Source organism: Paenibacillus oryzisoli, assembly GCF_001653565.1.
Classification (GTDB): Bacteria; Bacillota; Bacilli; order Paenibacillales; family NBRC-103111; genus Paenibacillus_E; species Paenibacillus_E oryzisoli.
Genome location: NZ_LYPB01000076.1, coordinates 1 through 19,302, shown reverse-complemented (window position 1 = coordinate 19,302; position 19,302 = coordinate 1). Strand labels below are relative to the sequence as shown.

15 protein-coding genes are annotated in these 19,302 nt (G+C 43.8%); 2 read left to right on the top strand and 13 right to left on the bottom strand.

The window, feature by feature from the left end:
• Positions 1-4: 4 nt before the first annotated feature.
• From A8708_RS21130 to A8708_RS21105, 6 genes are all read right to left on the bottom strand, one after another.
• Positions 5-358: a cyclic-phosphate processing receiver domain-containing protein gene (locus A8708_RS21130; RefSeq protein WP_068667090.1), complete on the bottom strand. Its 354-nt coding sequence runs from the start codon at positions 356-358 to the stop codon at positions 5-7.
• Positions 336-1,196 (bottom strand): deoxyribonuclease IV, encoded by an 861-nt coding sequence (locus A8708_RS21125; RefSeq protein WP_068667088.1) that lies wholly within the window; start codon positions 1,194-1,196, stop codon positions 336-338. The genes A8708_RS21130 and A8708_RS21125 overlap by 23 nt, the downstream gene beginning before the upstream one ends.
• Before the next feature lie 15 nt (positions 1,197-1,211).
• Positions 1,212-2,015 (bottom strand): Fpg/Nei family DNA glycosylase, encoded by an 804-nt coding sequence (locus A8708_RS21120; RefSeq protein WP_068667086.1) that lies wholly within the window; start codon positions 2,013-2,015, stop codon positions 1,212-1,214.
• Between the two features lie 99 nt (positions 2,016-2,114).
• Complete coding sequence (locus tag A8708_RS21115; protein ID WP_068667084.1) at positions 2,115-3,503, bottom strand: ribonuclease H-like domain-containing protein; 1,389 nt, start codon at positions 3,501-3,503, stop codon at positions 2,115-2,117.
• Entirely contained in the window at positions 3,500-5,788 is a 2,289-nt protein-coding gene (locus A8708_RS21110; protein WP_068667082.1) for a DEAD/DEAH box helicase, read from the bottom strand. Before A8708_RS21110 ends, A8708_RS21115 begins: the two co-directional genes overlap by 4 nt.
• 59 nt (positions 5,789-5,847) lie before the next feature.
• Positions 5,848-6,009 carry a hypothetical protein gene (locus tag A8708_RS21105; protein WP_239696783.1) on the bottom strand — a complete coding sequence of 54 codons (162 nt, stop codon included), beginning with the start codon at positions 6,007-6,009 and terminating at the stop codon, positions 5,848-5,850.
• 211 nt (positions 6,010-6,220) lie between these two features.
• On the opposite strand from A8708_RS21105, the gene A8708_RS21100 reads away from it, so the two are divergent.
• Positions 6,221-6,814: a nitroreductase family protein gene (locus tag A8708_RS21100; protein ID WP_068667078.1), complete on the top strand. Its 594-nt coding sequence runs from the start codon at positions 6,221-6,223 to the stop codon at positions 6,812-6,814.
• Positions 6,815-6,878: 64 nt separating this feature from the next.
• On the opposite strand, the gene pilO is transcribed toward A8708_RS21100, so the two are convergent.
• The 7 genes from pilO to A8708_RS21065 form a co-directional block, all read right to left on the bottom strand.
• On the bottom strand, positions 6,879-7,481 hold the full coding sequence (gene pilO, locus A8708_RS21095; RefSeq protein ID WP_068667076.1) for a type 4a pilus biogenesis protein PilO: 603 nt from the start codon (positions 7,479-7,481) through the stop codon (positions 6,879-6,881).
• Entirely contained in the window at positions 7,465-9,072 is a 1,608-nt protein-coding gene (gene pilM / locus A8708_RS21090; protein WP_068667074.1) for a pilus assembly protein PilM, read from the bottom strand. The genes pilO and pilM overlap by 17 nt, the downstream gene beginning before the upstream one ends.
• Positions 9,073-9,087: 15 nt before the next feature.
• A complete protein-coding gene (locus tag A8708_RS21085; protein WP_068667072.1) occupies positions 9,088-9,846 on the bottom strand; it encodes a prepilin peptidase in 759 nt (252 codons plus the stop codon).
• Between the two features lie 73 nt (positions 9,847-9,919).
• Positions 9,920-10,372, bottom strand: a complete 453-nt coding sequence (locus A8708_RS21080) for a type II secretion system protein (protein WP_068667070.1) — start codon at positions 10,370-10,372, stop codon at positions 9,920-9,922.
• Positions 10,373-10,395: 23 nt separating this feature from the next.
• Positions 10,396-11,604 (bottom strand): type II secretion system F family protein, encoded by a 1,209-nt coding sequence (locus A8708_RS21075; RefSeq protein ID WP_068667068.1) that lies wholly within the window; start codon positions 11,602-11,604, stop codon positions 10,396-10,398.
• Complete coding sequence (locus tag A8708_RS21070; RefSeq protein ID WP_068667066.1) at positions 11,604-12,656, bottom strand: type IV pilus twitching motility protein PilT; 1,053 nt, start codon at positions 12,654-12,656, stop codon at positions 11,604-11,606. The genes A8708_RS21075 and A8708_RS21070 overlap by 1 nt, the downstream gene beginning before the upstream one ends.
• A gap of 20 nt (positions 12,657-12,676) precedes the next feature.
• Complete coding sequence (locus A8708_RS21065) at positions 12,677-14,341, bottom strand: GspE/PulE family protein (RefSeq protein ID WP_068667065.1); 1,665 nt, start codon at positions 14,339-14,341, stop codon at positions 12,677-12,679.
• A 302-nt stretch (positions 14,342-14,643) separates the two neighbouring features.
• Here A8708_RS21065 and A8708_RS21060 point away from each other — a divergent pair, with 302 nt between their 5' ends.
• On the top strand, positions 14,644-19,209 hold the full coding sequence (locus tag A8708_RS21060; protein WP_068667063.1) for a DUF5057 domain-containing protein: 4,566 nt from the start codon (positions 14,644-14,646) through the stop codon (positions 19,207-19,209).
• The last annotated feature ends 93 nt before the right edge of the window (positions 19,210-19,302 follow it).

The window sequence follows — 19,302 nt, the reverse complement described above, 5'->3', positions numbered from 1 at the left end:
CACATTACAGTTTACTTGGATAGGTTCCTTGTGCAACCCCCATCAATACATCATCAGGCATACGATGTGGATAGAGCGCCATGCCATCTGGCTTGGCAGCCAAAAGTATCTGATACATCTGAGTACACGCAATAGAGCTAGACGTATGAATATAAATGGCTCTTGGAAATTTACGTTGTTGGGTTAACCAAACGACAACATCCATGCCCGTTTGCTTCGACATCCAACCCAAATCATGATCCAGAGATAAGATGTCTACTTCCCAATCCTGAAGCAATGCAATACATTCTTGCGCATCTTTGGCTCCAACAAATCCTCGGGGACAAGGACGCGAATCATCTAAGTATACATGAATCATCCTCACATTTCCTTTCCAACAAAGAATTTACGAATGCAATCTCTTCCCGATGCGTGCCGTCACTCCCCACACCTGTCTCCAGAACAACTGGAATGTCACGTAAATAAGGGGAAAGTAAGAGGCTTTGAAAATTCGAAATTCCAATATGACCCGATCCAATGTTGGCGTGCCGATCACGGTGTGATCCATAAGGATGTACGGAATCATTCAAATGAATAGCTTTCAGATGAGGCAAATAATCAAGCTGTTCTCCCTTCAACTCCAACTCTGCCCAATCTGGTCCTTGCCATAGACGACTAGCAAAAGCATGACAAGTATCTAAGCAAAAGCCAATTTTCTCAGGTGAATTGCATAGTTTACGAACTTGCACCATTTCTTCAAGAGTCAGACCCAATTGAGAGCCTTCACCAGCTTGATTTTCAAGCAGTATATAAGAAGCTCCTGTGTAACTCTCCGTAACTCTATTCAAACATTGTATTATATTTTTGTAGCCTTGTAACGGGTCTATTCCTGTATATTTACCAAAATGCACCACAAGGCCAGCAGAACCACAAGCATTTGTGATATCTAGGCCATTTCTGAGTAAGTTAACCATGACTTCACGTTCATGCTCATCTGCTGCGGGATTTAATGCATAAGGAGCATGACCGATGGAGAGAAGGCCATGCTGCAAACTCAATTGTGCACACGCGTTCGCATCTTTGCGATCAATAACTTTCGTTGCCAAACTTCGAGGATTCATCGGAAAATATTGAAATGCCTTTGCACCGATGGAAATGGCAGTTTTGGCGGCATTCAAATATCCACCTCGCGTTCTTACGTGAGCCCCGATAAACATGTTCAATCCGACCTTTCACTTCTGACAATAGGTACAATAAAAACATTTACGGCTTGAGACTTCGATTTGAATGATCGATCTCCCGCATCGCAAACAAGGCTCATCTTTACGATCGTAGACACGACATTTCGGATTATATTGGCCTGTTAAACGATCGCCTACGAATAAAGGCTCTTCCATATAACCACCTACGGCAATCGCCTCACGAAGCAAAGCTTGCATAGCTTGGTAGAGCTGAAGTTGTTCATTCCCCGTAAGTGTAGATATCTTCCGTAAAGGAAGCAAGCCCGCTTCAAAGCAAATTTCGTCCGAGTAACAATTCCCTATACCAGAAAGAAAGGTTTGATCTACCAACGTTACTTTAAGAATGCCCCGTTTAGGACGCAAAACGTTTTGAAATTGAATAAAGCTTAGTTCAAGCGGTTCAGGACCAAGCTTTTGTAAGAGTGTATAGGCTGCTTCTGGCGTATGAACATGCAAATACCCTAGCCGCAATCCAATAAAGCATAGACGATTAACCCCAAATTGAATATCGACTTGAAAGGTACGATCCGGCTGCTCTTCTTGCGTTCCAAAGAACATCCAACCGCCAAGCATAAGGTGCAACAATAAAATTTCACCTGTAGCCAAATGAAATAACAGGTGTTTGGCTCTGCGCTCCATCCGCACTACCCGATTACCGATAAGCTTCTTTGCAAACACTTCGGGGTCCACGTTCAGGGATTTGGGGCGTGTCACCACTATCCCTGTAATTGGTACTCCTATGATTAATCGCGTCAATTGCTGACGATACGTTTCCATCTCCGGAAGCTCAGGCACCACTATCGCTCCTTGCCATTTTTTTACCTTGTATAACCAATTGACGGATTGCATAAACACAGACCATTGGTTGAATGGGTCAGAAGCGATGGTTGTGCTTTATATTAAACCTTCGCTGACGTAAGTAGGCTTTGGTGCCTTTGTACTTCGTTTCGTTATTCTCCTAGCATCCGATATTGATGAATTCAAATCTACTTGCGGTTGTACATGCCCCTCTTTCTTTCGCACTTTCTGCTGCAAACGGGCAAGTCGCTTCTCCCAAGCTGCTTCAATCTCATTAACTTTCCGATCGCCTCGATGAAGTGCACGCCGCCGCCAAAGCCTCGTCCATGCTTCCTCCGCATAAAATACCGCTTGCCCCAAGTTTTTCTCCCGATGTTCATAATACATGGCAAGCTCTAAATACGGCTCAAGCTGCATGGAAATGCTTGCAGGCTTAAGTAAAATAGCTTCCTTCCATAACGCGAGCGCACGGTGATATAGACCAATCTTCTTATAGTATCCCGCTAATTGAAGCAGGGCCGTTTCTTGTTCATCTGGCTGAATTGAAGCCGCGTTATTTAATAGTTTCTCATATAAAACATCGAAATATTGCGATGCCTTGGCAGGTCTCGCCATTTTATCGAGCCAAAGTCCTGTCCGAAAGAGTTCTTCAGGTTCAAGATTCGAAATAAGATCAGGGTCATTGTCATCTGGGCGTAACAACTTGCCGAAGTGGATTGTCAATGCGGCCAATGTTACGATGTCGTGCTCATTATGAATAAATACGCCTTGAAGGACAAAAGGGTCTTTCTCAGCCAAATATTGAAAGTATAATGTTGGCGCCATGGAACCTGGCACATCGTCTATGCGTTCAAAGCCAAGTCTGCTCTCCTCGACCTTGCTGAGTCGACAAGAGGGCAGCGTATTGCGCCACAGACTACGTGAAGCATAGAGAAGATCGAGCTGAAGCAGTTCTGTATCATCTAAGTTAAGACGATTCAGGACGAACCGATTCTTCAGAATTGGCCAATCGAACGTGCGGCCATTATAGGAAACGATGTGTGTGAATCGTTCTAACAGTTCTTGTAAATATACCAGCATCGCATGTTCCTCTGCTGGGTTGCGAATCATGAGCTGTTCTACCGTGAACATCTCTCCCGTGTAGTAGCCGATGCCGACCATGAACGGCACGTTACCAGCGCCGACGCCGAGTCCGGTAGTCTCGGTATCGAAGAAGAGCAACTCTTCGAGCCGGACGACGGCGTCTCCGTCGTGAAAGCTGGACAGCTGCGGCGCTACATCGGCGAGCTCACGCAGCCGATAAATGCCGTGCGAGCTGTCCGCGCCGTACTGGCGGCGCCGCATAACGAACGAGCCCGCCGGGCTCGTCGCAATATGGGCGCCGAGCTGCGCCCACTCGCCACCCGCCTCCGGCGGGGGCGGCGGTGTTACCCCAGCCGCTGCGGGTCCCCGCAGGCGGCCGAGCCTTTCGCGGAGCCCGCTCATCGGGCACCGCCATCGAGCTCTGCGAGCAGCTCCAGCGCGAGCTTCTTGCCCAACAGGCCGACCTCTTCGATCGGCCCGACACAGGCTGGGCAGCCGCTGATGCAACCGCAGCTATTGATCAGGTTGCGCGCCTGATCCATCAGCTGTCCGTGGACCTCGTACAGCCGATCACTAAGACCTACGCCGCCTGGATAGCGGTCGTAGAAGAACACAGTCGGCAGCTTGCTATGCACCGCCTTCACTTGGGGAACGACCCGAATATCCATCGGGTCGCACATCAAATACAGCGGCGCGAGATGCGCCAGGACATTAGCAATGCCAAGCAGCGCATGCTGCATGTCATTGGCTGTTCGTCCTACCGCCATCGCCTCGTCGAAAGTGAACCAATAGGAGCTCGTATGCAGCTCCTCCTCTGGCAATCGTATCGGCCCTGAGCCGATATTCTCGTGCGTGCGCAGACGAATTTTCTTGAAAATCGTTGGCTGCGCGTTCACGGTCACTTCGCCTAATTGACGAAGTAGACCGCCAACACGTCCCTCCCGATTCACGTGAAGCACCTTGAGCTGAACAGCCATACTTGCATCCGTAAAATAGTCTACGCTTACTTGCCTTACGAACGCTTTCTTCTCTTCGTAATCCAACTTTTCAACTTGGAATTGTATGCCTTCATGTATATAAATAGCCTCTTCATGAATCAAGGTTGGCGCACTGAAACGATCGCACTCCCCAATTACACGATGGCCATTGGTCATATCGATAATCACAAAATTTTCTTGAGCCGCAGAGCGCAATGAGATATTGTGAGCGGGGAATGACTGCTCCATCCAATACCAACGATCATTGACTTGATGCAGCACCTGTTCCTCCGTCAAATACTCAAGAACATCGGTGAGCGACTCCTCACCGAACTTTTCATTCGCTTCAAATGGCAGCTCATAAGCTGCACATTTCACATGATCCACGAGGATGATCAGGTTATCGGGATGAATGCGCGCCTGCTCAGGCGGGCGCTCGAAGAAATAACGCGGATTCTGGATCAAATACTGATCCAGCGGATTGCTGCTCGCGACGAGAATCGTCAGCGAGGTTTCCTGCCGCCGTCCGGCACGCCCGGACTGCTGCCAAGTGCTGGCTATCGTCCCTGGATAGCCGTTAAGCACGCACGCTTGCAGCTGGCCAATGTCGATGCCCAGCTCCAGCGCATTCGTGCTTACGACGCCGCGGATTTCCCCGCTGCGTAAGCCTCTTTCGATCTCCCTGCGCAGCTTAGGAAGATACCCACCGCGATAGCCGCGGATCGACTTGCTGCCGAGCTCGTGAGTCACGAGCTCTTGCAAATAGGTCAGCAAGATCTCCACACGCACGCGGCTCCGTGCAAATACAATCGTCTGAATCCCACTCCGCAGCAGCTTGCCTGCAAGCGTGCGTGTCTCCAAGACGGAGCTTCTACGGATTCCTAACTGTTGATTCACTACAGGCGGGTTATAAAATACAAAGTGCTTCTCGCCTGCAGGCGCACCATTATTATCAATCAAGGCAACGGTTTCACCGATTAGACGTTCAGCGTGCTCCTTCGGATTATCAATCGTAGCGGAAGCACAAATAAATTGTGGGTTGGAACCGTAGAAACGGCAAATCCGTTTCAACCTGCGAATCACATTCGCGACATGACTGCCGAATACCCCCCGATAGGAATGCACTTCGTCAATCACGATGTAGTTCAAATTCTCGAATAGCTTCACCCATTTGGTGTGATGTGGAAGAATAGCAGAATGCAGCATATCAGGATTGGTGACGACGATATGTCCCGCGTTCCGTATCGCTTGCCGTACTGTCGGCGGCGTGTCACCGTCGTACGTATGCGTTTTGATATCCACGTCCATGAAGTCTATCATTTCCTGCAGTTCCGCAACCTGATCTTGGGCTAGCGCTTTCGTAGGGAATAAATAGAGTGCTCGCGAAGCATCGTTCTCCAAAATCTTTTGAAGAACTGGCAAGTTGTAACACAGCGTCTTTCCAGACGCAGTAGGAGTTACAGTAACAACATGATGACCCGCTGTAACTTGCCGAAACGATTCCGCCTGATGTGTATATAATTGACCGATGTTTTTATGTTGAAGTGCAACACAAATACCCTCATGCAATCCTTCTGGAAAATCAGCCAGCTTCGGATCTCGTGGGGGTATCGTATGCCAATACGTGACTTGTTGCATGATTTCGGGCGATTTGCGCAGCCCGTCAATCATCTCTATCATTGAAGAAACCTTACCTGTGAAAGGATTCATAAACCGAATCTCCTTACCCATATCGTTTCTTCCATTTTACAGAATATACGTTCGTATGTCTACATTAAATCAGCTGAATCGTCATAATCATATCGAATTCCATCCAGGTGATCGCTTGTGAGCTGAGTTGTAACCGACAGCGCTTGGTTGGCACTCTCTTGCATTTTGAACAATACCTCTTGATAGTCTCTAGAACGGTGCTCTTCTCGATCATGTTTCATGGCAGTTCTTAAAGCTCTTTCAATAATAATGACATCATGACTCGTGAAATTCACAGTTTCTCGCACCTCTTTTTAGTCCATCATGTTCATCTCTACTAGCTTTTCCAATTAACCCCAACGACATACAAGCCAACGAAAAAATAAGAAATTCGTAAATCGCGCAATAATAAGGTAAAATTAGGATGATATTCAACCTAAGGAGGAATAACTAATGTCCACTTCATTATCCAATGAAATTGAAGCTCATCGCCAACCAGATCATGAAATCAATCCGCAGTTTCTGGAGCGTTGGTCACCTCGTTCCTTCTCTAACCAAGAAGTATCGGAAGAAGTACTGTTAAGCTTGTTTGAAGCCGCACGCTGGGCACCATCCGGCAGCAATAATCAGCCTTGGCGTTTCATCGTGGCACGCACACCTGAACAATTAGCTAAATTCCATACATTCATTAACCCTTTCAATCTCGTATGGTGTGAGAAGGCCCCTGTCCTTGCACTCGTGATCTCCCATACCAAAACACCTAAAGGAACCGACAACCCTAGCCACGCTTTCGATGCGGGTACAGCATGGGGTTACCTAGCACTTGAAGCGAATAATCAAGGACTTATCACACACGCAATGGGCGGGTTCGAAGCTGACCAAGCACGTGAAGCCCTGCAAATTCCAGCGGATTATCAACTTCACGCTGTTATTGCTATCGGTTATCGCGGTCCTGCGGATGCCCTTCCTGAAAAATTGCAAGAACGTGAAATTCCATCCGGAAGACGTGAAGTAAGCGAGTTTATTTACGCAGGACAATTCGAGTAATACCTAATCTGTTAAAGACAAACAGGACATCACTTTATGACAAGTGGTGCCCTGTTTTTTTCCCCTAATACGGTGATTCAATTTTATCTACCTTCGATTTATAAGAAGGATCGAAATAAGTTGTAAAACTTAAATTTACCGTAATTTTCTTGTTTGTCTCTTTCGGTAAATTACCATAGTTGACAGCATCCACATTGATCAAACGCGGCAGGGATTGCAATTGTGTGAGCGCAGCGGAAATTTCTTTGAACGTTCCATTTAAAGTCGTTGTTACTTTGATCTCACGAATATTCGGAAAGGCATTCTTTTTCGCCGCTTCTGCTGGCTGAGCCGATTTATCATTCATACTGTATGCAATGCTGCTAAAAGTAACGTTCTGATCATTTCTAATTTTGTTTAAATCGAGTGTTAGTTGTTCTGTATTATCCCACAGCGGAAGCGCGGCCTGCACATCTTTCATTGAAGGACCTGGGTTTGATTTTTGCTTTTCACTCACTTTTTGCGTAAGGAGTTGAATTTGTTTATCGAGATTACTGACTTCATTCGCTTGATTCTTCACTTTTGTTGAGGAAGGAATTTGTACAAAGTAATAAAAGGCGAATAGCCCTAAAAAAAGCAAAACGGCGACAAAAATTAGCAATGTTTGTTGATTATTTTTGTTGGACATTCGTTGCTGCCGCCCCTTTCACTTCCGTCGTTGCAGCCTTATTCACAGCTTCCTTAGCCACTTCCTTTTTCAACGAAATGGAATAATTCACGACATATTGCTTATCTCCTGATAAATTAACATTCAAGTCAGTTCTATCCTCAGTTGACGAACTACTGTCCGCAGTGCCATTCAATGTTGTTTTCCCATTCACGGACTCTGTGATGGATTGCAGCAACGCATTCTCCCCAAAGGTAAGTTTGCGAAGATCATACAAATAACGCGCTGAATCTTCCATTTTATTAAAAAGAACGGTTAACGATATCTGTGAATCTGCCGAGTAAGCCATCGTAGTGATGCGACCGTCTACCGGCAAGGGCTTCATCAGATCATTTGTTATTACGACCACATCTTTACGAGAAGCTTTCGTTGTAGCAATGAAATTGGCTGGATCGGAGGAAAGCTCCGGTTTCACCAATAATTTTGCCTCTAGGATCGCTTTATTCTGATTCATCTGAACAAGCTTGGAGGTGTTTGCCTTAATTTCTTTGCTATTATCCCAGTAGGTGTAACCACTAATACCCATGCAAGCGATCCATGCAACGACAAAACTGCATAGAACGAACAGCTTAATTCGAGTCTCTGTTTTCCGATGCGGCTGCAGATTAATGAAAGCATTTCGTTTCGAGAACATGGCTACACCCGAAGCTACGCGAAACGCATTGACATTGAAATCTTTGAAACGGCTTTTGGTCAAAGTATCAAAATCAACAGTATCTACATGAAGTTCAGAAAGCCCCAACTGAAGTTCTCTGTGTAGTTGAATTCTAGTCTCATTGGCCCCCGTTACCATGATATGTGAAATTCGGCTTGCCCCTTCTTGAATGCTGTATTGATAAAAGCTCAACATTCTTGAGATCTCGGCAATTATTTCGCCAACCTGATCGGAAGTCAATTCATCTGTATCTATGGCAGCATGATCCACTAACGAGATCGTGCGCATGAAGATGGGATTACCATTTTGCAGCATATACACTTCAAGTGAATTTCTATCCAATGAGATTAGCATTGATTCTTGGATAAAATCATGCTGATGCGCAGCAATCGCTCTGGCAAGGGCTGTCGCTGATATTTCAACGGCTCTGACATGAATGCCCGCATCTTCAAAAACGTCCACATAGCTCTGGATTAATTTCTTAGGTGCAGCAAACACCAGTACTTGTGTACTCTCATCATCATGTCCGACCTTAATGAAGTCATAAACGGGATCTTCAAAAGGTAATCGGAGTGCCGTTTCTACCTCTAGCTCTACAAGCTGGCTAAGTTCAGCAGCCTTGATGCTCGGTATGCGCATTTTACGAATAATAATTTGAGACGTTGGGATTGCAAGAGTGGCCGAAGCCCCACGAATTTTCTCCGTTTTGACCCAATGTTTTACTTGCAAACTTAATGACTCACTATTCATAATATGATCTTCAACAATAATGCCTGGTGGGATTGGCAAATAGCCGCTAGACCCGATCTCCCACGACTTTTTCTTCTTGATCGTTACATATCGGACACCTGTTTGATCAATTGTAATCCCGATTCGTTTATTACCTAGACCGAACATGTCCATCACATCCTGCTATCCGATTAAATTAAGGTACGCTTGTATAAGATCCGATCCATATCCATATGAAATAAGAATGCCCGCTGCCAAATAGGGGCCAAATGGTATCGGTTGTTTTCTCTTGATGATGTTTAACAGCAGCAGTAATCCACCAATAAGACTACCGATCAGACATGCTAAAAGAAAAGCCACAAGGATATGAGTCAAACCTACGACAAAGCCGCAAACCAACAGGAGCTTGGCATCCCCCATTCCCATTCCACCGCGCGTTATAAGGGAGATCATGACAACAATCCCGCATCCAATTACTGCTCCAAGCACATAACTCCACCACGCCTGTCCATCTGGCACAAGAACTCTCACGACTACACAAATCGGAAAGAAAAAAAGTAAAACTCGATTCGGTATTCGCATTACAGTTACATCCGAAATCGTAATAATAACTAATAAACTTACCAGTACAAAACCTACTAACACTTCTGCTGTCAGACCCACATGCACGTACACCCAAAGGAATAATAAACCTGTTGCAAGCTCTCCAATTGGATATAAAATGGAAACCCTCGCCTGGCAATACTGACATTTTCCACGGCTAAAAAGATAGCTGATCACCGGGATCAGATCCTTCTTTTTCAATTGCGTTCCACAGGATGGGCACGCGGATGGCGGCTTGACGATGGATTGCTTCGCTGGCACGCGTAACGCAACTACGTTAAAGAACGAACCTAGAACAAGACCAAGTATGAGAACATAAATCGCGATTAAAATCGTCATGTGTTTGGGTCGCTTTCGTTTGATTTTAAAAAGGAATCGGAATGGACCGATTCCTTTTTAGCATTTTACATGATTATGGTAAAGTCGTTGCAGTTGGAGCAGTCGTACCAGAACCAGCAACAACAACATCTGATGGTAAAGAATAAGTCAGAGTTCCTGCTTTTATCGTAACAGTTCCAGATAATTTCCCCGCTGTATATGACAATGTCCCAGTAGTAATTTTTGCTTTAGTACTTGGATACACTGTAGCAGCATCTAAATAACCACTAGTAATAAGGTCTGCAACTAAAACTGTACCTGTTGGAGATGTTGGTATATTTTCAGATGTAATGTATAATCTTGCAGCTTCATAAACTTGGTGGAAAGTTGCAATATCAGCATCTTTCTTCGACTTATCAATTACCCCCAAAATATAAGGTACCGCAATCGCCGCAATAACCGCCAAAATAACGATAACCGCCAATAACTCAATCAACGTAAAGCCTTTCTCTTCCTTTTTCAAACGATTCATCATTTTAATTAACATAATCTCTACCTCCACTTTTTTATTTAGCTTAAATTCGAATACATACTGAACATCGGCAGCATAATCGCTGCAACAATCCCACCAACAAGTCCTGATAACACAACGAGTAATAGCGGCTCTAACAACGATTTCAAACGATCTACCGTATTCTCAACATCCATTTCGTAGAAATCCGCAATCTTCTCTAACATTTGATCCAAGGAACCCGTTTCTTCGCCAATAGCTATCATCTGAGTAACGAGTGGAGGAAACACCCATGCTTGTTTGAGTGGTTCTGAAAGTGGATTCCCTTGACGCAACGACTCCGCTGATTTACGTATAAAGCCACCGATCACCTTGTTGTCTACCACCTCTTCTACGATGGCCAACGACTGCAATACAGGTACAGCACTCGCATATAGCGAGGCTAGCGTTCTAGTCATCAATGCTACTGACCCTTTCTGCTTCAACTTACCAAAGACAGGAACTTTCAGCTTCAAGTAATCAATCGCGTAAGCCCCTTTAACGTTCCGTTTGGCAACCTGATAAACGAGTACAATGGCTACAATTGCAACTAACCACATCAACCACTGATTCTGAATACTGTTACTCAGAGACAACACTATTCGTGTAATCAGAGGCAACTCTGCATGCAGGGATTCAAATGTACTTACAAACTGTGGCACAACTGACTTCAAGAGATAGATAACAGCAACAATCGATAATCCGCCAACAGTTGCTGGATACGTCATCGCCGACTTAATCTTCTCTCGCGTCACGTGCTCTTTCTCGAAGAATTTGGCTAAACGATCTAACGTCCCTTCCAAATCCCCGGTCTCCTCACCTGCTCGAACCATGTTGATAAACATCGCAGGGAAAATCCTTTTGTGCTCCGATATCGTTTGGGAAAATGAAACCCCCTTAGAGATACTCGAAGCTACTTCGATTAACGCTTTTTTGAGTGCTTTACTTTCGGTTTGAGCCGCCAAAATACTAGTAGCCTCTACGATATTTACACCCGCTCGGATCAATGTAGCAAATTGGCGGCAATAGACGATAAAATGAATCGTCTTGACGGGATTTCCGATATAAATCTCCGTCTTTAACGCTTTGAATTGCTCCTCTTTCACAGAGAGAACGATATATCCTTTTTTACGAAGCTCATCCACGGCAGTCGGCTTATCAGAAGCCGTTATTTTACCTTTATGCTGCTTGCCACTGAGACCTCGTACTTCATACACATACTCGGACATTACAAGACACCACCTTCAGCAAGATACGCTCTTGCTGATATCGGATCTATGAGCCCCTGCTGGATTTGCTCTTTGATCGCCATCTCTAACGTATGCATGCCTTGATTCTTACCTGTCTGCATGACGCTCTTGATCTGATGTATTTTCTCCGAACGAATCAAATTGCCTACAGCAGGTGTATTAATCATAATTTCCGTTGCGCATGATCGTCCTTGGCCACCTGGTCTTGGAAACAGCCTTTGCGAAATGACGGCAACAAGAACAGCAGCTAACTGAACGCGAATTTGTCCTTGCTGATGGGCAGGAAACGCGTCGATAATCCGGTCAATGGTTTGTGGGGCATCCGATGTATGTAACGTTGCAAAAACCAGATGTCCTGTCTCGGCAGCTGTAACTGCTGCAGCAATGGTTTCGAGATCACGCATCTCTCCCACCAAAATAACATCAGGATCTTGACGCAGCGCAGCACGCAAACCATTCGAAAATGATTTGGTATCACTCCCGACTTCCCGTTGATCAATGATCGATGTGGCATGCGTATGGAGAAACTCAATCGGATCTTCGAGCGTAACGATATGCTTTTTCTCTTTGCGATTAATGTAATTGATCATGGCCGCTAAGGTTGAAGATTTCCCGCTTCCTGTCGGTCCTGTTACGAGCACTAGGCCCTGCGGTTTTAACGCCAACGTAGAAATAATGGATGGCAGCTGCAACTGTTCAAGTGATGGTATCGCAGTAGGAATTGTACGAATCGCCACACTAACTCGTCCTCTTTGACGATAGGCGTTAATCCGAAATCTCGAACAGCCTTCTAGCTCGTAGGAAAAGTCAATCTCACCCGCTTCTTGGAATCGCTCGAATTGTGCGGCACTTAATAACGCTTCCGCCATCGACCGCGTCTCATCCGCCGTTAAAGCTACTTGTCCGACCAATTGCAGTGTTCCATGTACACGTAATACGGGAGGAGACCCAACAGATAAATGTAAGTCCGAAGCTTTAGACTCGTGAGCTTGCTTCAGCAAATCCAATATTTGTACTAACGAATTAGACATGAAGTCCACCTCCCTTCAATTTAGTAAGCAACAGTCTCACGAATAACTTCATGCAAGGTTGTAATACCCATTTTCACTTTCTCTATGCCATCATCCATCAATTGAATCAAGCCATGCTCTTGCGCTGCTGCTCTCATTTCTTGAACAGTTGCTTTATTACTGATTAATTGACGTAGTTCTTCGTTTACCACGAGAATTTCGTGAATGGCGAATCGACCTCGATATCCCGTTCGATTACAGTTGCCGCAGCCAGCGCCTTTATGTAATTGATCCGTACTAATACCTTTGTTTTTCATGAAAATTGATTCTTGTTCCGTTGGCACATAAGCAACTTTACATTCTGGACAAATTCTTCGAACTAGTCGCTGCGCGACAACGCCAATTAAAGACGAAGCAATTAAATACGGTTCAATTCCCATATCTCGGAAACGCGTAATTGTACTCACGGAATCGTTCGTATGTAGGGTGGATAGTACCAAATGACCTGTCAACGACGCTCGAATGGCGATCTCAGCAGTTTCTGAATCACGAATCTCGCCGACCATCACGATATTCGGATCTTGCCTCAGAATTGAGCGCAACCCTGCTGCGAAGCTTAAACCGATCGTAGGATTTACATGCACTTGGTTAATACCTTGCAATTGATATTCGACAGGGTCTTCAATTGTAATAATGTTCGCATTCTCTCGATTCAAGTGACTTAGCGCAGAATACAGAGTCGTTGTTTTTCCACTTCCAGTGGGTCCCGTAATCAGCAAGATTCCATAAGGCTGCTCAATCATTTCTCTAAATACACCCATGTTCCGTTCGCCAAAGCCAAGCTGGTCAATCGGTTTAACACCTGTGGATAGATCGAGTAATCGAAGTACAATTTTCTCGCCGTGGATCGTTGGTAGAGAGGACACACGAATATCAACATGTTTAAAATCAACTTGCATTTTGATTCGACCATCCTGAGGCAGTCTTCGTTCAGCAATGTTCAGCTTGGCCATAATTTTCAACCTTGCCGTAATAAAGCCTTGCATCTGCTTTGGAATGACACGTTCCGTTCGAAGGTGGCCATCCACCCGATAACGAATCACAAGACTGGTTTCACCTGGATCCACGTGAATATCAGATACTTTCAACTGAACAGCTTGCTGGATCATCTGATTTACGAGTCTAACGATCGGAGAATCTTCATCAGTGATTTCTGTTTCTTTGATATCTTCCGTCGTAGGCATATCCGTCAACATTTGACTCATTGAATCCTGGAGACCGTAATGCCTCGCAATTGCACGCTGCAACTCATCCCTACTCGTGATTGCCGGTTCAATACGATAGCCCGTACTCATGCGCATTTCTTCGATTGCAAAATAATCAAGCGGGTCCGCCATCGCGACCATAAGCTTTCCGCCATCTTTCGTAAGGGGAATGGCTTGGTAACGTCTTGCCATGCTTTCTGGAATGATTTTGGTAATCTCAGGGTCAATCTGATATTTGAACAAGCTCACATGTGGGATGCCTAGTTGAAATTCAAGAACTTCAATTAATTGTTGCTCGGTGATATAGCCTTGCGTGATTAGCAAGTCACCTAGTTTTTGTTTCGTTTTCCGTTGTTCTTGAAGCGCTTCTTGAAGCTGAGCCTCCGAGATAATTCCACTATCGACTAGCAAATCACCTAATCTTTTTCTAAGCAGTGCCATACCCATCAGCTCCATCCCTGATTACAAGGTAAATAGAGTTGTCATTTACCCAAAAACATAGGCCTTATTGCCTACAATATAATACCATTGGCCTATTATACAACATCAAAGTCACATAGTGAATACACTTTCTCGCGTTTCTTTGAAAATAACCCCCTGAAATCCACAAGTAAATAGGTATTTAAAATTAAAATATAAATTATTCACAATTATTTTCGATATTATGTACACAAACTGTATGTATAAGTAGTAAAATAGTCCCATATAACTCTTGAGTAAATAATTAAAGAGGAGATGATCGATTGAGGACCTTATATAAAAGAATAAGTTTTGTATTAATTGCCACTTTACTCGCATCGATGTTTAGTTGGTTTCAAGGATCATCATTTACCCAGACAGCAGTTGCAGCAACGGGTGATTCGGTTACAATTAGTTTGCAGACTTCTAATAACAAGTATGTTTCGGTCGATACAAACGATAACTCTAAATTAAAGGCCAACAAAACTAATCCTTGGTTTAGTGAGTTATTTGACGTCATCGATCAGGGTGATGGTAATGTAGCGTTAAAATCGCGTACAAACAATCGTTATATTAGTGTTGGTTCTAATGAAAATAACGCCATACAAGCATCTGCAAATACCGTTGGAACGTCGGAGAAATTTCAACAGTTCACTAATGCTGATGGAACAATTTCTTTCAAATCTTTATCCTTTAATTTTCTCAATTCACCGAGTAATAATAATTCCATAACCCCAAACACCTCAACTGCAAATGCTGCCAAATTCAAAGTAACTTATTTCGATCTCACTAAACCTTTAAAGGTTCTTGAAATCAAAGATTTAGAGAAGCCATCGAGCGGAGAAGCAAACTCAGTTATTTCCGATCTAACTTCCGTTTTGGGATCGAACACTAGCTTTCAGCTTGAAACGATGAGTATCAAAAAGTTCGTCGCACTTCGTGATGAATTGGATGGGAAATATGATGCTATTTATTTCGGTAATAGCTTGTTCAATCCCACTTCTGAAACAGGTAATAATCATAATACGCGATATGAAGAAAATGACATTACAAACTTGAAGGCGACCGAAATCACCGAGAAATACATTAATAAAGGGCTACCTGTTATCGTTTACAGTGATTCCACACAGAAACGTGGAGCTCTATATCAAAGCTACTCGAATGCCATCAGCAATCGCGGAAAGCTTTTCAACTTATTTAATCCGTATAATACGACTACTCCAAAGAGCAACGTTATTTTCGTAAATCAAACTGATTTAGCATCAACTGCTGCTTTTATGACCAAAACAAATCTGCTTATGAACGCCAATGTAAGACCTCAACTCAATTTAATAACCGCACCAACGGACTACACCAACAGTATAAATAGAAACACAACGTATACCGCGGGCGATACTTTAACTTATACATTCAACGTCTCCAATGTACGCAATCTCGCGCAACGAAACCTAGTAGCGAATCTATATTTGGGCACGGACAGTGTCTTGAGATTCAGCGCATCGAACATCGTTCAAACTGTACCTGTAACTGCTTTAACGAACAACACAATTAGTTTCACACTTCCCAAAGGCTATTCCGGTTTATACTACTGGCGGTTAGAGCTTGTAGACCAGACCAGCACAGGAAAGCTGAAGGATACAGCATCTGGCGTATTCCGGTACAAGGACCAAAAACCGACGATTAATGTACTGCAAGTGTTACCGAACTCACAATCTACAGCTTTAACAAGCAGCTTACTCAAAAGTACGAATATGAACCAAACATACTTGCACTCAAGTGATTATGATATTAATCTTTCCGTCACTGATTTCAGTTCCTTTAATTCCACGATCTACAGTACACTAAATAGTAAATACGATATGGTCATATTCGGTTTCAATGATTCCTATAATGGAACGGGCGATATTTCTAACACTGCTGCCGAGGCTGTAAAATCCTTCATTGCTACGAAGCAAGGAGTCATGTTCACGCATGATACCGTATATCAAGGGAATCAGACTTGGATTAACTATTTCCAAGCAGCTACGGGGCAAATCGGACCTATGACAAATATGGGTCTCAATGCACCTAATACATCAACGTCAACCGTTAAAGTAAATGAGGGTCTGCTTACACAATTCCCTTTCTTTATTAGCGATATGACAACTGCGGTTGCAACCACGCATGATCAATATTTTCGACTTAACTTGGACGACCCAACTGTCATTCCATGGTACAACATTAAAGGGGATCCCCGCGATATCGAAGACAGCTGGAACCATTATTATACGTACTCCAAAGGGAACGTAACTTATTCAGGAACAGGACATAATTTCGTAAATACAACAACAAATAGCTCCTTCCCTGATTGGGAACAGAAGCTGTTCGTAAACACGATGTACCGGGCCTTTATTGGTTCCAACCATAAACCTACGTTAGACATATTGTCACCAGCCGCTTTCAGCGATAACTCCAAAAACTATATCTCAGCAAATAGCGATATTTCCGTCAGCTTCAAGCCTGATGATTTGGATTTAGATGATAAGACGGTCACATCTACAGTAACGTTTACTTACCAAAAAGCAAATGGTTCAACGCAAGTGGATACAGTTCTGTCCAATTTAGAAACTCCCAAAGGAGAAACCGTCACACGAACTTATTCAAATCCATTAGCTAATCGAGGTGGAGACCTGACAATTACTGTTTCTACCGTAGATCCAAGTGGTGCAAAAGAAACCAAAAGTGTGTTAGTCAAAGTTATTACCTCTACGGGATTGAATCCGACGCGGACCCTATCAAATGATCGTGTTGAGAAAAACACGCCAGTTACGATTCAGTACGCTATAACACCAATTGCAATGGATTATAATACGGGCATTAATGTGGGCGATCTTACCATTAGAAGAATCCATTTTAAAGAAAAGTTGCCTGCAAAATTAGAAATCATTAACCTGCCAGCAGGATTCTCTAAATCCGGTACTGTAGCCGCAGGGTATACAATTGAAGGAAACTTACCAGACATTCCTTATAAGCAAGTTGGAACCAAATTCATAGCGGATAATAGTATATTTTCAATTCAAGTACAACCGTTAAACAACGGTAATTACTCTTTAACCAATGCGACTTTGAGCTTTAAGGATTACAGTACTGCAAATGAGCAAACTATTCTTTTCACAGACCGTTTACTGACGGCTTTCACGAAATTAACAAGTTTATCCTTAAATGGATTAACCATCGCGAAGGACGACAAAACAAAGTTAATTCCAATATATCTACCAGAAGATGCCACATTTATAAGAGATACGGATTACACATGGTCATCGAATGCACCATCTATCGTAAGCGTCGATGACACTGGCATCGTAACTGGTAACCAAGCCGGTACTGCCAACATCACAGCTGTTTCGAAAGATGGAAGTGGATTGCAAGCCACAGCCACAGTGACTGTCATCATACCTGGCCTAAATATCACAGGTCCATCTGTGGTGAATGTTAATCAACCCATTGAATTAAGATCTGTGCTTGTAACCGCAAATGAAAATATCAAGACCATTTACTGGCAATCATCCAATGACACCATTGCGAAGTTCAGCGAGATTACAAATACCCAGAATAATGGTGTCCTTTGGGGGAAATCACCTGGACAAGTAGTTGTCACTCTTACGATAACAACGGACAAAGGAAAGACTTATAAACAAACGTATCGGGTAACTGTCTTAGCTCCCCTTACTTCGTTAGACCTTGTTGGCGAGACAAGCTACGAAGTTGGTGACTCATCCGTTTTACACGCCTACTATGAGCCGGGTTATGCTACAAATCCATCTTTAGACTGGCATTCATCGAATTCAAATGTGATTGAAATCTTGCAAACAAGCTCAAATGCAAGCTCTAATGAAGGACTTGCAACGATCAAAGCTAAGTCAGCTGGAAATGCAACAATTACCGTAAGCGCTCGTGATGGAAGCAATCTGTCCGACCAGATAGAGATCCGTGTCATTGATCCTGCGATTTCCATTAATACTCCTGTACAAATAAACGTAGAGGATACCCCAGTAACGTTAGAGGTATCCACTGAGTTCATTCACCAGGTTCCCATTAAGAGCACTTGGAAATTAGATGATGTTAATCAGTCTATCGTTGTATTTAAAGGTGATGCCATTCTTACAAGATCCATAACAGGTGCCAAAGTAGGTACGGTAACAGGGACAGTTACGATTGATACTAATGAAGGTAAGCAATACTCAGCGAACTTTCGAGTAACTGTGGAGAATCCAGTTAATTCCGTTTCCATAAAACGTCAAGTTAATGGCGAACCTGATGAGACGGATAACTCACAAAGTACGATAACCGTTGATAAAGGGGCATCTGTCAATCTTACAGCCCTCATTCAGCGTCCAGATGCTGTTCACACTGGATTTAAATGGTTCATCATCAAAGAAGCTGGGTCCACTGGCTCCGCGACATTAAATACAGACAGCACCCAGAACGTTACTCTTACGGGAGATACGAAAGGAACCATTAAAGTAAGAGTTCTCGTTGGCGGTAAAGAAGATATTAGAAACGTAGCTATTGTACAAGCGTTAACCAGTATTAAATTACCTGATGGGCCTATTCGTTTAATCCTAAACACGGATAAAAATACATCAGACATCTGGTCTCAGACTGTTATTACGCCAACGAAATGGCGCGATGAGCTCAAAGACCGATTAGAGTGGATTATCGCTGACCCTACTATCGTCTCGCTAAGCAATGGTGTTGTAACAGGGACGAAAGCAGGCACTACGGATGTAACTCTTAGATATCTTGATGACCAACAGATATTAGGTACGGTTCGTGTCATTGTACAAAAACAATTTGATAATCGGTATTAATTCCGATTATGCCTAGAGTAAAGGGCTGAAATATTTCAGCCCCTCCTCATCAAACCGTACGTGAGGTTTTCCCTCATACGGCTTTCCGATGTT

Coding starts and splice junctions, on each gene's coding strand:
- A8708_RS21110 (WP_068667082.1), bottom strand. CDS start 5,788: ATGAATCCTTTCACAGGTAAGGTTTCTTCAATGATAGAGATGATTGAC.
- A8708_RS21105 (WP_239696783.1), bottom strand. CDS start 6,009: ATGAAACATGATCGAGAAGAGCACCGTTCTAGAGACTATCAAGAGGTA.
- A8708_RS21115 (WP_068667084.1), bottom strand. CDS start 3,503: ATGAGCGGGCTCCGCGAAAGGCTCGGCCGCCTGCGGGGACCCGCAGCG.
- A8708_RS21125 (WP_068667088.1), bottom strand. CDS start 1,196: ATGTTTATCGGGGCTCACGTAAGAACGCGAGGTGGATATTTGAATGCC.
- pilO (WP_068667076.1), bottom strand. CDS start 7,481: ATGTCCAACAAAAATAATCAACAAACATTGCTAATTTTTGTCGCCGTT.
- A8708_RS21075 (WP_068667068.1), bottom strand. CDS start 11,604: ATGTCCGAGTATGTGTATGAAGTACGAGGTCTCAGTGGCAAGCAGCAT.
- A8708_RS21065 (WP_068667065.1), bottom strand. CDS start 14,341: ATGGCACTGCTTAGAAAAAGATTAGGTGATTTGCTAGTCGATAGTGGA.
- pilM (WP_068667074.1), bottom strand. CDS start 9,072: ATGTTCGGTCTAGGTAATAAACGAATCGGGATTACAATTGATCAAACA.
- A8708_RS21100 (WP_068667078.1), top strand. CDS start 6,221: ATGTCCACTTCATTATCCAATGAAATTGAAGCTCATCGCCAACCAGAT.
- A8708_RS21085 (WP_068667072.1), bottom strand. CDS start 9,846: ATGACGATTTTAATCGCGATTTATGTTCTCATACTTGGTCTTGTTCTA.
- A8708_RS21070 (WP_068667066.1), bottom strand. CDS start 12,656: ATGTCTAATTCGTTAGTACAAATATTGGATTTGCTGAAGCAAGCTCAC.
- A8708_RS21080 (WP_068667070.1), bottom strand. CDS start 10,372: ATGTTAATTAAAATGATGAATCGTTTGAAAAAGGAAGAGAAAGGCTTT.
- A8708_RS21130 (WP_068667090.1), bottom strand. CDS start 358: ATGATTCATGTATACTTAGATGATTCGCGTCCTTGTCCCCGAGGATTT.